Here is a 12,906-nt window from a genome sequence, read left to right as displayed (position 1 = left end):
CGCCGAAGGTCCCCTGTGGGAGCGAGCCTGCTAGCGATTGAAACGCCGCAGTCCCGTCTAGTAAAACATCGACCGCGACTCTTCAAGGCTCCGGCACACCGACTCGTTCTGCGGATCGATCCCCAATTTCTTGAAGGCTGGCACGCTGAACGCATCGATGCGAGCGATGGGATGGTCGGTGTCTTTATGGCAATAGAGGCTCGCAACTTGAACCAGATCGACGTAATCGATCCGTTCGGACTCGCGTTTGAAATCCAGATACAAACCCGGCAACTTCACCAACATTTCCGGAAATTCCCAGACCCTGAGCAGTTTGTCGCCGATCAGCGGATGAATCTGGTCAATCACATGGTTAAGGCTGACCGAGTCCGACAGTAATTCATAATGGTCTTCGGCGTAGGTCAGGATCGGCAATACGCCGATCTGATGCACCAGCCCGCCGAGGGCCGCCTGATCAGGTTTGAGTTGGGTGTAGCGACGGCACAGCGCATAGCTGACACCGGCGATTTCCAGGCTTTTGCGCCAGACATCGCGCATTTTTTGCTCTACGACTTCGGATCGGGCATGGAAAATCTGCTCCATCACCAGGCCGATTGCCAGATTGCTGCTGTAGTTAACGCCCAGGCGCGTGATTGCCGTGTGCAGGTCAGTCACTTCTTGAGTCGCGCGCAGCAGTGGGCTATTGACCACTTTGATCAGGCGCGCAGACAGCGCCGTATCGCGACCGATCACTTTGCTCAGGGTACTGACACTGACTTCCGGGTCTTCAGCAGCCTTGCGAATCTGCAGGGCCACTTCCGGTAAAGTTGGCAGAACCAGGTCATCGTTATCGATGGCCTCAACCAAATCCTGTTGGACCTTATCCGCCAGCTCGCTCATCTATTTTCTCTAGGGTGTTGCAACAAGTGCTGCAGTTAGCGCTGGATTTCGCGATCGCGATCCAGTTGATAAGGCAGGTCGAGCAGGTTCAGGGCGGGCCCTTCGAGCGCGCCCAGATGGATATCGCCACCTTCTGCTGCTTCGGCTTGCAGCACTGCCAGAAGTTCAATGTTTTGCCCCGCGGTGGCGGCCAGCACCACTTCGCCGATGGAACTACCGTGGGTCGGGGAAAATAGTGGGGTGCCAGGCTCGGGCAATTCGCTGGCATCCAGTGTCAGACGATACAAGCGGCGCTTGAGTTTGCCCAAGTACTGCATGCGCGCAACGATTTCCTGACCGGTGTAGCAGCCTTTCTTGAAGCTGACGCCACCGACGGCTTGCAGGTTGAGCATCTGCGGGATGAACAGCTCACGGGTACTCGGCATGACCTGGCCGATCCCTGCGCGGATCTGGCCCAGCAGCCATTGATTCAGATTGCCTTCGGCCAGTTGCGCGGACAACTTGCCCTTGATCGTATCCGCTTGATCGGCGGCAACCCACAACTCGGCGCGTTCCGGCGAGACGCGAATGGCGATCAGGCCGTCGTTGCGTACGACACTGTCGGTGTCGACCGGCAGCTCAAGTCCCAGGCTGATCAACGCGGCGTTGGCATGCTCAAGGCCGAAGCGGACCCAGGCAGCGCTTTCATCCGTCAGCTTGGACTTGGAGAATACGGCGTACTTTTTCAGGTCCGCGAGCTGCGGCTCCAGCAGTTCGGTGGCCATGGCCATCAGCACGCCGTCGACTTCGAGCAGGATGCGGAAACTGGACTGCATGCGCCCTTTTTGCGTGCAGCGAGCGCCAAGACTGGCTTGGGTGTCGCTCAGGTAATTGAGGTTGCAGGTCAGTTGGCCTTGCAGGAATTTGCTCGCATCCGCGCCGCGGACGGCAAGAACGCCTTCATGAGACAGGGTGCAGAAAAAAGCAGAATCGGCCATGGGTCATCGCAGGGTAAAGAGTCTGGGGGACATCATAAGGGGGCGCTCTTGAAATGGGTAGTTCACAAAGGCTTGAACATGCCCGACCAAAGCCGGCTGTTCGAGCGTGCCCGGGGCTGTATACTTGCCGCCTATTTGAGGAGCGCTCCATGGTCGAAGATGTTGAACTGAATCGCCTCTACTGGCATAGCCGCCGCGGCATGCTCGAGCTTGACGTGTTGCTGGTGCCGTTCGTGAAAGAGGTCTACCCGCACCTCAATGACGTCGATCGCGATTGCTACCGCAAGCTGCTCGAATGCGAAGATCAGGACATGTTCGGCTGGTTCATGGAACGCGCCGAGTCCGAAGATCCGGAGCTTCAGCGCATGGTTCGCATGATCTTGGATCGTGTCCAGCCCAAGTAACGCGTTCGAATGCCGCTGGCATGCCTCACGGCAATTGCTGGCGGCTTATGTCTTGGCCCAGCTGTTCGCGTTGGGTTCGCTGTTTCTACTTTCGATACCCTTCTGGGCCAGTTTGCCTGCCGTTGCGCTGTGCCTGGCGCATGGCGTTTGGCTGCTGCCGCGACAGATCCTGCTGACACATCCACAGGCGTTTCGCGGTTTGCGTCGTGATGCCGATGGCTGGCAATTGTGGAATCAGGCGCAGGGCTGGCAGTCCGTGCAATTGCGCCCGGACAGCCTGGCATTGCCATTGATGGTGGTCCTGCGGTTTCGTCTGCGAGGCGAGCGCCGCGTCAGATCACTCTGCGTCCCCCACGATTCGCAGGCGGCGGATGTCCATCGCCGCCTGCGGGTTCGACTCAAGTTCAGTCGACGTAGGTGGGCGGCACCAGAATAGTGTCCAGGGCGACGGGCAGCATATTCGGGTAGTCGAGGGTGTAATGCAGGCCACGGCTTTCCTTGCGCTCCATCGCTGACTGGATCATGAGCTCGGCGACTTGGGCCAGGTTGCGTAACTCGATCAAATCGCGACTGACCTTATAGTTGCTGTAGAACTCGTCAATCTCGTCCAGCAACAATCGCACCCGGTGCTGCGCACGCTGCAGGCGCTTGTTGGTGCGCACGATGCCGACGTAGTCCCACATGAACCGCCGCAATTCGTCCCAGTTGTGCGCAATGATCACGTCTTCGTCGGAGTCGGTCACCTGGCTCGCATCCCAGACGGGGAGGGCGATAGAAGCCGAAACTTGCGGCAGTTGCTCAAGAATGTCCGCCGCCGCCGAGCGGGCGTAAACGAAGCACTCCAGCAGTGAATTGCTGGCCATGCGGTTGGCGCCGTGCAGGCCGGTGAAACTGGTTTCGCCAATGGCATACAGGCCGGGCACGTCGGTGCGACCGTTCTGGTCGACCATCACGCCGCCGCAGGTATAGTGCGCCGCCGGAACTACCGGGATCGGTTGCTTGGTGATGTCGATGGAAAACTCGAGGCAGCGTTCATACACCGTCGGGAAGTGCGACTTGATGAATGCTTCGGGCTTGTGGCTGATGTCCAGGTAGACGCAGTCGACCCCCAGGCGCTTCATTTCATGGTCGATGGCGCGGGCGACGATGTCACGTGGCGCCAGTTCGGCGCGCGGGTCGAAGCGCTGCATGAAACGTTCGCCATTAGGCAGCTTCAGGTGAGCACCTTCACCGCGCAGGGCTTCGGTGATCAGGAAGCTCTTGGCTTGCGGGTGATAGAGGCAGGTCGGATGGAACTGGTTGAACTCCAGGTTTGCCACCCGGCACCCCGAACGCCAGGCCATGGCGATGCCATCACCGCAGGCGCCGTCAGGGTTGCTGGTATAGAGGTAGACCTTGGCCGCGCCACCGGAGGCCAGGATCACGAAACGGGCGCCGTAGGTATCGACTTCGCCGGTGCTGCGATTCAACACATAAGCGCCCAGGCACCGATCACCTTCAAGGCCCAGGCGTTTTTCGGTGATCAGGTCAATGGCGACCCGCTGTTCCAGCAACTCGATATTCGGCCTCAGTCTGGCCTGGGCGAGCAAGGTTCTGAATATCGCCGCGCCCGTGGCATCGGCGGCATGAATGATGCGCCGATGACTGTGACCGCCTTCGCGAGTCAGGTGAAACTCGAATCCACCGTCTTCGGTGCCCGATTGTTCATCGCGGGTAAAGGGTACGCCTTGGTCGATCAACCATTGAATCGCCTCTTTACTGTGCTCGACGGTAAAGCGCACGGCGTCTTCGTGGCAGAGGCCTCCGCCGGCATTGAGGGTGTCGTCGACGTGGGATTCGACAGTATCGGTGTCATCCAGAACGGCGGCGACACCGCCCTGGGCCCAAAACGTCGAGCCATTGGCGAGGTCGCCTTTGCTGAGTACGGCGATACGCAAATGACCGGGTAAAGTCAGCGCAAGGCTCAAACCGGCAGCGCCGCTGCCAATAACCAGAACATCATGTTGAAACTGTTGGCTCATTTCAGGATTCCGCTCAAAGCGACCCGGGTCGGGGTTGGCGCAAGACTCCTGGAACGGCGAGTCGAGGCAGCCACACAGCCCACTAGTATATAGAGGGGGGGAGCGGCACAATACCCGAGCGCATATGGCATTGTGAAACTACTGTGACGGAAAATATCTGACGCTTCGTCGGATGGTTTTTCCACCGGTTTGGCGACAACGCGACTGTATCAGCGATTTAACATTCTTTTTCTATTCACGGTTGCACAATGTCGAATTGGCCCGGCTATAAATATTTGGAACTTTTGCGGAAGGCTCAAGATCAATAGACGGTGCCTGAAAAGAAGGACAGTGTCGGCTTCAGGATGGGACGTGCGGTTTGGTCCTTCCTGGCGGACCGATGACAAGATTATTCGCGCAGCCGGGTCATGCCGAGCTGCGCTTTTCGTGCGTGCCAAATCAGAGCCCGCAGGAAACTTGCTTGGAGGGGGAGAACTTTTGCGAAAAGCCCGAGTCTATGTTTGCAAGCCTGGTCGTTTAGTTATGCAAGCCTCCTCCGAGCTTATCGAGGAGTGTTCATGCTAACCCAGGAAGAGGATCAGCAGCTCGTCGAGCGCGTTCAGCGCGGCGACAAGCGAGCTTTCGATCTGCTAGTGCTGAAATATCAGCACAAAATTCTCGGGTTGATCGTGCGTTTCGTGCACGACACCCATGAAGCCCAAGATGTGGCACAGGAAGCTTTTATCAAGGCCTACCGCGCACTTGGAAATTTTCGCGGAGATAGCGCGTTTTATACGTGGCTTTACCGCATCGCCATCAACACGGCGAAGAACTATCTGGTTTCACGCGGCCGTCGGCCGCCGGATAGCGATGTCAGCTCCGAAGATGCAGAGTTCTACGATGGCGATCATGGCCTCAAGGATCTCGAGTCACCAGAGCGTGCGTTGCTGCGGGATGAGATCGAAGGCACCGTCCATCGAACCATCCAGCAACTGCCAGAAGATTTACGTACGGCGTTAACTTTACGTGAATTCGATGGTCTGAGTTACGAGGACATTGCAGCCGTCATGCAATGTCCGGTGGGTACCGTGCGCTCCCGGATTTTCCGCGCTCGGGAGGCCATCGATAAAGCCCTGCAGCCGTTGTTGCAGGAAAACTGAGACAGCGGCGATAGCCAAGAGAGGAACGCCATGAGTCGTGAAGCCCTGCAGGAATCGCTGTCCGCAGTGATGGATAACGAAGCGGACGAACTGGAATTGCGTCGGGTGTTGAATGCCTTTGACGATGTCGAAACCCGTGAAACCTGGGCTCGTTATCAAATCGCTCGGGCAGTTATGCACAAGGATTTGCTGCTTCCACGCTTGGACATCGCTGCGGCAGTTTCTGCTGCGTTGGCTGACGAAGCCGTACCGGCAAAAGCATCTCGCGGTCCATGGCGCAGCCTGGGTCGACTGGCCGTTGCTGCTTCGGTGACCGTTGCCGTACTGGCAGGTGTTCGTCTGTATAACCAGGACGAGATCGCTGGTGTTGAGTTGGCACAGCATTCCAGTCAACAAAGCCTGGTCGCTCCTCAAGTTAAAGGCCCAGCTGTATTAGCAGGCTACAATGAGAGTTCGGATGCCACTGGCCCTATGGCCAACGGCGTATTGCAAGGCCAGCCAGGTTGGCACGATCAGCGTCTGCCAGGCTACTTGCGCCAACATGCTCAACAGGCTGCACTGAAAGGTACTGAAAGCGCTCTGCCTTACGCTCGTGCAGCGAGCCTGGAAAACCGTTAAGGAGGATCATGCGCGCCATACCTCTACTTTCGCTTCTGCTCGGTGGCTGGTTTGTTGTTCCAGCCCATGCTGATGAAGCCCAGGACTGGTTGACACGCCTGGGCCAAGCCGAGCAACAGCAAAGCTTTCACGGCACTTTTGTTTACGAGCGTAACGGTAGTTTTTCTACCCATAACATCTGGCACCGCGTCCAGGATGGCAAGGTCCGAGAGCGTTTACTCCAGCTCGACGGCTCAGCGCAGGAAGTCGTGCGCATTGATGGGCATACTCAATGTGTCAGCGGCAACCTGATTGCAGGGCTTGGGGACTCTCCCAGCTCCGCTGCTCGTTCACTCGATCCACAAAAGCTGAAGAATTGGTACGACCTTGCCGTGATCGGCAAGTCGCGTGTGGCTGGGCGGGCGGCAGTGATCGTTTCACTGGTACCCCGTGATCAGCATCGATACGGTTTTGAACTGCATCTGGATAAAGAAACCGGCCTGCCCCTCAAGTCATTGCTGCTTAATGAGAAAGGGCAACTGCTGGAGCGATTCCAGTTCACGCAACTGGACACCGATGTACCGCCAGAAAGTGAATTGCAGCCGGGCCCCGACTGTAAAGCTATCGCCCTCGATAGCGACAAGGCTTCTGCCGCCAAGGTTGCGCAAGTCTGGCATTCGGATTGGCTACCGCCAGGTTTCGAATTGACCAGCAGCAACGCTCGCAAGGATCCTGAGACCAAGACCCAGGTCAACAGTCTGATGTATGACGATGGTCTGGCACGCTTCTCGGTGTTCCTTGAGCCGTTGAACGGTGCAACCGTCACCGACACTCGCACACAGCTAGGACCAACCGTTGCTGTATCGCGACGCTTGACGACTCCTCAAGGCGAGATAATGGTGACAGTAGTCGGCGAGATTCCAATAGGAACTGCTGAACGGATTGCGCTGTCCATGCGTACCGATGCCACTGCAGCAAAGTAGTGAGCTGATACCGAAATGTTTGGTGAGCATTTCAATTTGCAAAAAAACCTGAATTTTTCTATAGGTCAGAGCCTCACGGCTCTGGCCTTGTTTTGTTGTTCCCGGAACAAAAATACCGGCGTATCTTTCCCGGTGTTCCTTGCTCCATATCGCTTAACCATGCTCGTCGTAACGGGAGCCGTATGTCGATACCACGCTTGAAGTCTTATCTCTCCATTTTTGCCACCGTGCTGGTGCTCGGTCAGGCGGTCACTGCTCAAGCAGTCGAATTGCCTGACTTCACTCAACTGGTCGAGCAGGCCTCGCCTGCGGTGGTAAACATCAGTACCACGCAAAAACTGCCAGATCGCAAAGTTTCTGGCCAGATGCCTGATCTTGAAGGCTTGCCGCCCGCACTGCGTGAGTTCTTCGAACGGGGCATGCCGCAGCCGCGCTCACCTCGCGGTGATCGCCGTGAGGCGCAGTCCCTGGGCTCGGGGTTCATCATCTCGCCTGATGGCTACATCCTGACCAACAACCATGTGATCGCTGACGCTGACGAAATTCTCGTTCGCCTTGCCGATCGCAGTGAGTTGAAGGCCAAGCTGATCGGCACCGATCCGCGTTCCGACGTGGCATTACTGAAGATCGAAGGCAAAAACCTGCCGGTACTGAAACTCGGCAAATCCCAAGACCTGAAAGCCGGCCAGTGGGTTGTTGCCATCGGCTCGCCGTTCGGCTTCGATCACACGGTAACCCAAGGCATCGTCAGCGCCATCGGTCGCAGCCTGCCGAACGAGAACTATGTACCGTTCATCCAGACCGACGTGCCGATCAACCCGGGTAACTCCGGTGGCCCGCTGTTCAACCTCGCCGGTGAAGTGGTCGGGATCAACTCGCAGATCTACACCCGCTCCGGTGGCTTCATGGGCGTGTCGTTCGCGATTCCCATCGATGTCGCGATGGACGTTTCGAACCAGCTGAAAGCTGGTGGTAAAGTCAGCCGAGGCTGGCTGGGTGTGGTAATTCAGGAAGTGAGCAAGGATCTGGCCGAGTCTTTCGGTCTTGAGAAACCGGCCGGTGCGCTGGTGGCTCAGATCCAGGACGACGGCCCGGCAGCTAAAGGTGGTCTGCAGGTGGGCGACGTGATCTTGAGCATGAATGGTCAGCCGATCATCATGTCTGCTGATCTGCCGCATCTGGTCGGTGCACTGAAAGAAGGCGCCAAGGCCAATCTCGAAGTGATCCGTGATGGCAAACGCAAAAATGTCGAACTGACAGTGGGGGCGATCCCTGATGAAGGCGCGGAGCTGGATTCACCGCTTAAATCCGGTGCAGAAGCCAGCAGCAATCGTCTGGGTGTTGCCGTCGGCGATTTGACCGCTGAGCAGAAGAAGACCTATGACCTCAAGGGTGGGGTAGTTATCAAGGAGGTTCAAGACGGTCCAGCTGAACTGATCGGCTTGCAACCTGGCGATATCATCACTCACCTGAACAACCAGGCCATCAGTGACAGCAAGCAGTTCACTGAAATTGCCAAGGCGCTGCCGAAGAACCGCTCGGTTTCAATGCGTGTTCTGCGTCAAGGTCGTGCCAGCTTCATCACCTTCAAACTGGCTGAATAAACCGGTAGATGGCTGAATAAGAAACCGCCTCGAAAGAGGCGGTTTTTTTGTGCGCGTAATTCAGGTTCCCTGTGAGCTTCAGCCCATCATGTCCTTGATCATGCGCTCCTGCTCCATCAACTCGCGTTGGCGCGCATCGATGCGCGAAGACAACGGGAAGTTGGTACCCGCCTTGCGTTTGGCGAAATCCAGTTGCTGGATGGCCTGACGGTAATCCCCAACCAGGGCAAAGTACTCCGCACGCGCCTGATGCAGGCCAATGATATTGCCCGACAGGCCGCGAGTCTCGGCCACCTGATACCAGACATCTGGATCGTCCGGACGCGACTTGAGCAGGCCTTCAAGTGCCTTTTCAGCGTCGGCGGTGCGGTTCTGTTTCAGCAACAGATCCACGCGCACTTGGTTCAACGGATAGTTGCCGGGGTACTGGGTGAGCATCCGGTCGACCCGCGTCTGTGCATCGGGCAGGCGGTTGTTGGTGATGTCCAGATCGACCTGTGCCAGGTTGTAGATGATCTCGTTCGGCGACTTGGCCAACAGCAGCTTGAGGTTCTCCCGTGCTTCATTGAGCTGGCCGCCTTTGATCTGGGCAATCGCCAAACCATACCGCGCGACGTCGCTGCTCGGGTTCTCATCGAGTTGCGCGCGGAAACGTTTGGCGCCCAGTCCCGGGGTTTCTTCATAGATCAGTTGGACGCGTGCACGAATCAGCTGATACCGCATCGTATCTTCGATACCGCCCGGTTTAGCTTGTTCGGCCCGGTTGCGGGTGTCGGCGATACGCGATTCGGTTACCGGGTGAGTCAGCAGAAATTCCGGTGGTTTGGCATCGAAGCGATATTGGCGCATCAACCGCTCGAACATGGTCGGCATCGACCGTGGGTCGTAACCGGCCTTTTCCAGGTTGAGGATACCAATGCGGTCGGCTTCCTGTTCGTTCTGGCGCGAGAAACGTCGCTGTTCCTGAATGGCTGCTGCCTGAGTACCGGCAATCGCCGCGATCCCCGCGTCACCAGCGCCGGCCGCCGCAATCACGATACCGGCCAGCAGGGCCGCCATCATCGGTACTTGCATGCGCTGTTGCGCTTCAACGCCACGGGCAAAATGGCGTTGTGACAAGTGAGCCAATTCGTGGGCCAGTACCGACGCGTATTCGCCCTCGGTCTGCGCATTGAGGAACAGTCCGCCGTTGACCCCGACGATCCCGCCCGGCGCCGCAAAGGCGTTGAGCTGTGGGCTGTTGATCAGGATGAACTCCAGGCGCCGGTCATTGACCTGGCTGGTCTCAACCAGTCGGTAAACACTGGATTCGACGTAATCCTTGAGCTGCGGATCGTTGAGCTGCTTGACCTGGCTGCGCAACAGCGCCAGCCATGCGCGGCCCAGTTGGTATTCCTGTTGCGGCGAGACGATGGCAGAACTGGCGTCGCCGAGTGACGGCAAGTCGTCAGCGAAGCCCGGTGAGGCGAGCAGGCAAGCGAGCGTCAGCAGGGTAGGGCGCAAAAAAGTCATGCACAAAGCCTTAGTCGACAAAGAGCTTACTGTAGCCGGACACTTGGCTTGGGACCAGATATTCTAGGCAACTCGACCACCTGACCCGGAGTGACGCAATGACCGATGCTGTAGCCCATGACGCCGAACTGGACGCCAGTGGCCTCAATTGCCCCTTGCCCTTGCTCAAGGCCAAGCTGGAGCTTAATCGGCTGGCCAGTGGCGCTGTGCTCAAGGTCACCGCGACAGATGCCGGCTCCCAGCGCGACTTTCGCACCTTTGCCCGATTGGCCGGTCATACGCTGCTTCGCGAAGAAGATGAGGCGGGTATTTACCGCTATTGGTTGAAAAAGGCCTGAACCTGCTGCGTTCATTTCTAAGGATTATTGATGTTCAAGGTGTTACGCGACTGGATCCAGCGCTACTTTTCCGACGAAGAAGCCGTGGTGCTGGCGGTTCTGCTGTTTCTGGCATTTAGCGCCGTCCTCACGTTGGGTGGCATGCTCGCACCGGTGCTGGCCGGGATGGTGCTGGCGTATCTGATGCAAGGCCTGGTCCTCACGCTCGAGCGTCTGCGCGTTCCGGGCGCTGTCGCGGTCGGGCTGGTCTTTGCATTGTTCATGGGCGTTTTGCTGGTCTTCATCGTTGTCGTGGTGCCGTTGCTTTGGCATCAACTGATCACGCTGTTCAATGAACTGCCCGGCATGCTCGCCAAGTGGCAATCGCTACTGTTGCTGCTGCCTGAGCGTTATCCGCATCTGGTGTCCGATGAGCAGGTGTTGCAGGCCATCGAATTGGCGCGGGGCGAGATCGGCAAGTTTGGACAGTGGGCGCTGACCTTTTCGCTGTCGAGTCTGCCGCTGCTGGTGAACATCATGATCTACCTGGTTCTGGTACCGATCCTGGTGTTCTTCTTCCTCAAGGACCGGGAGATGATCGGCCAGTGGGTGCTTGGTTACCTGCCGCGTGAGCGCACGCTGATCACACGGGTTGCCCATGAGATGAACCGGCAAATCGCCAACTACATTCGCGGCAAGGTCATCGAGATTGTCATTTGCGGTGGTGTGACTTACATCGGCTTCGTCGTTATGGGGCTCAACTACGCGGCGCTGCTGGCATTGCTGGTGGGCGTGTCGGTGGTGGTGCCGTATGTCGGGGCGGTAGTGGTGACGGTTCCGGTGATGCTGATCGCGTTGTTCCAGTGGGGCTGGAGTGATCAGTTCATCTATTTGATGGCGGTCTACGGAGTCATTCAGACCCTGGACGGCAACGTGCTGGTGCCGCTGCTGTTCTCGGAGGCGGTCAACCTGCACCCGGTGGCGATCATCTGCGCAGTACTGTTGTTTGGCGGGTTGTGGGGCTTCTGGGGGGTATTCTTTGCGATTCCCCTGGCGACGCTGTTCAAGGCTGTGCTCGATGCGTGGCCGCGCAAGGAGCCGATAGTGGCGCCGCTGCTTTAACGCTCAGCCCTGATTCTTCATTGAGGCTGAGCGTTTCTTCGCGGGCTTGCCCGCGAAGGCGTAATAACAGGCAACAGATGGATCAGGCCTTGTTCAGTGCCTGCGCCGCAGCCAAAACAGCATCCACATGCCCTGGGACCTTGACGCCACGCCATTCCTGGCGCAGCACGCCATCCTTGTCGATCAGGAAAGTGCTGCGATCAACGCCCATGTATTCCTTGCCATACAGCTTCTTCAGCTTGATCACATCGAACAACTGGCACAGCGCTTCTTCCTTGTCGCTGATCAGCTCGAAGGTGAACGCCTGCTTGGCCTTGAAGTTTTCGTGGGATTTGAGGCTGTCACGCGACACACCGAATACTTCGGTGTTGGCCGCCTTAAAGGCTTCAAGTTGATCGCGAAAGCCTTGCCCCTGAGTCGTGCAGCCCGGCGTACTGTCCTTCGGATAAAAGTAGATCACCACTTGCTTGCCCTTGAGGCTTGCGAGGCTGATGGTCTGCCCGCTGGTGGCGGGTGCTTCGAAGTCGGCAACCGGTTGGTCGATGGCAACGGCCATGAAAGCTTCCTTACATTGGGTTTTGTGGGCGCCACGGTTCGATCAGGGCGTCGAGGTTCAGCGCGTCGGCGAAATCCAGGAACTGATCGCGCAGCCAGCTGATCTGTACGCCAGCAGGCAAGGTCACGGTAAACGTGGCATTGAGCATGGTGCCGCCGGTTTGCGGCGCCTGGTACGTGTCGCACGTCAGGTTTTCCAGTTCGACGTTGTGGTCCATGAAGAACTGGCACAGCTCGTTGATAATGTCCGAGCGATAGGCTGAGCTGACGTAAGCAACGTATGGCAAGGCCTGTGGACGGTTCTCCAGGGCTGCACTGCGCACCACGTTAACGGTGAAGGCGTGCTTTTTGGCAAGGCTCGACAGGCTGCCTTCCAGGCGCGCCAGGGCGTCCCAGCTGCCGGAGATCTCAAGGACCAACGCGCTGCACTCGCCATGACGGGTCAGGCGAGAGGTGACCACGGCGCAGCGATTTTCATGGCTGGCGCGGCACAGGACGTTAGTCAGCTCCATGGGGTTGGCGCCGAGGGCACTGATGACAAGGAATTGTTCGCGAACTGTGGGGGTGGACATGCAGCATTCCTAAAGCGATGAGCGGTCGATACCTTAATGGGCTTTTTTACCGGGGACGAGCCTGCGGATGCGAATTCAGAAAACCCGAGCCGGAAGGTTGCAACCTGCTCCAGAGTGGCAGGAACGAGGGGTGGCAACGCTGGATCGGGGCTTGTGATGCCGAAAATGAAGGCTGGAACCCGGCGTACGAGCTTATCAGTACCGATCAAAGTCTGAAGGGTAGC

At 57.7% G+C, this 12,906-nt stretch carries 14 protein-coding genes; 8 read left to right on the top strand and 6 right to left on the bottom strand.

Annotated elements, in window-relative coordinates; all coding sequences use genetic code 11:
* Positions 1 to 57 precede the first annotated feature (57 nt).
* Positions 58 to 879, bottom strand: coding sequence for an HDOD domain-containing protein (locus QRN31_RS02905; protein ID WP_285430097.1), 822 nt, complete (start codon positions 877 to 879; stop codon positions 58 to 60).
* A gap of 35 nt (positions 880 to 914) precedes the next feature.
* A complete protein-coding gene (gene ygfZ, locus QRN31_RS02900; RefSeq protein ID WP_285430096.1) occupies positions 915 to 1,856 on the bottom strand; it encodes a CAF17-like 4Fe-4S cluster assembly/insertion protein YgfZ in 942 nt (313 codons plus the stop codon).
* 149 nt (positions 1,857 to 2,005) lie between these two features.
* On the opposite strand from ygfZ, the gene QRN31_RS02895 reads away from it, so the two are divergent.
* A complete protein-coding gene (locus tag QRN31_RS02895) occupies positions 2,006 to 2,260 on the top strand; it encodes an FAD assembly factor SdhE (protein ID WP_007944081.1) in 255 nt (84 codons plus the stop codon).
* Positions 2,244 to 2,696 (top strand): protein YgfX, encoded by a 453-nt coding sequence (locus tag QRN31_RS02890; protein WP_285430095.1) that lies wholly within the window; start codon positions 2,244 to 2,246, stop codon positions 2,694 to 2,696. The genes QRN31_RS02895 and QRN31_RS02890 overlap by 17 nt, the downstream gene beginning before the upstream one ends.
* Here QRN31_RS02890 and nadB read toward each other — a convergent pair.
* The gene (gene nadB, locus QRN31_RS02885) at positions 2,665 to 4,281 is read right to left on the bottom strand and encodes an L-aspartate oxidase (protein WP_285430093.1); all 1,617 of its coding nucleotides are present in this window, start codon (positions 4,279 to 4,281) and stop codon (positions 2,665 to 2,667) included. The genes QRN31_RS02890 and nadB overlap by 32 nt on opposite strands.
* Positions 4,282 to 4,838: 557 nt before the next feature.
* Here nadB and rpoE point away from each other — a divergent pair.
* The 4 genes from rpoE (at position 4,839) to QRN31_RS02865 (ending at position 8,604) form a co-directional block, all read left to right on the top strand.
* Positions 4,839 to 5,420 carry an RNA polymerase sigma factor RpoE/AlgU gene (rpoE, locus tag QRN31_RS02880; protein ID WP_007944079.1) on the top strand — a complete coding sequence of 194 codons (582 nt, stop codon included), beginning with the start codon at positions 4,839 to 4,841 and terminating at the stop codon, positions 5,418 to 5,420.
* A gap of 30 nt (positions 5,421 to 5,450) precedes the next feature.
* Entirely contained in the window at positions 5,451 to 6,038 is a 588-nt protein-coding gene (locus QRN31_RS02875; RefSeq protein ID WP_285430090.1) for a sigma-E factor negative regulatory protein, read from the top strand.
* An 8-nt stretch (positions 6,039 to 6,046) separates the two neighbouring features.
* Positions 6,047 to 7,000: a MucB/RseB C-terminal domain-containing protein gene (locus QRN31_RS02870; protein WP_285430089.1), complete on the top strand. Its 954-nt coding sequence runs from the start codon at positions 6,047 to 6,049 to the stop codon at positions 6,998 to 7,000.
* Positions 7,001 to 7,182: 182 nt separating this feature from the next.
* Complete coding sequence (locus QRN31_RS02865) at positions 7,183 to 8,604, top strand: DegQ family serine endoprotease (RefSeq protein WP_285430087.1); 1,422 nt, start codon at positions 7,183 to 7,185, stop codon at positions 8,602 to 8,604.
* A gap of 78 nt (positions 8,605 to 8,682) precedes the next feature.
* Here QRN31_RS02865 and QRN31_RS02860 read toward each other — a convergent pair whose 3' ends face one another.
* Positions 8,683 to 10,116 (bottom strand): M48 family metalloprotease, encoded by a 1,434-nt coding sequence (locus QRN31_RS02860; RefSeq protein WP_222590149.1) that lies wholly within the window; start codon positions 10,114 to 10,116, stop codon positions 8,683 to 8,685.
* A gap of 98 nt (positions 10,117 to 10,214) precedes the next feature.
* Between QRN31_RS02860 and QRN31_RS02855 the strand changes: the two genes are divergently transcribed.
* Entirely contained in the window at positions 10,215 to 10,454 is a 240-nt protein-coding gene (locus QRN31_RS02855; RefSeq protein ID WP_090181214.1) for a sulfurtransferase TusA family protein, read from the top strand.
* Between the two features lie 30 nt (positions 10,455 to 10,484).
* Positions 10,485 to 11,555: an AI-2E family transporter gene (locus QRN31_RS02850; protein ID WP_285430085.1), complete on the top strand. Its 1,071-nt coding sequence runs from the start codon at positions 10,485 to 10,487 to the stop codon at positions 11,553 to 11,555.
* An 82-nt stretch (positions 11,556 to 11,637) separates the two neighbouring features.
* Here the strand turns inward: QRN31_RS02850 and QRN31_RS02845 are convergent, their stop codons facing one another.
* Entirely contained in the window at positions 11,638 to 12,111 is a 474-nt protein-coding gene (locus tag QRN31_RS02845) for a peroxiredoxin (RefSeq protein WP_285430084.1), read from the bottom strand.
* A 10-nt stretch (positions 12,112 to 12,121) separates the two neighbouring features.
* Positions 12,122 to 12,682 (bottom strand): glycine cleavage system transcriptional repressor, encoded by a 561-nt coding sequence (locus QRN31_RS02840; RefSeq protein WP_019692529.1) that lies wholly within the window; start codon positions 12,680 to 12,682, stop codon positions 12,122 to 12,124.
* Positions 12,683 to 12,906 lie beyond the last annotated feature (224 nt).

The organism is Pseudomonas sp. fls2-241-R2A-110 (genome assembly GCF_030209165.1).
Lineage (GTDB): Bacteria > Pseudomonadota > Gammaproteobacteria > Pseudomonadales > Pseudomonadaceae > Aquipseudomonas.
Note: the sequence above shows the minus strand (reverse complement) of the source record. Positions and strands in the feature narration are given on the sequence as shown.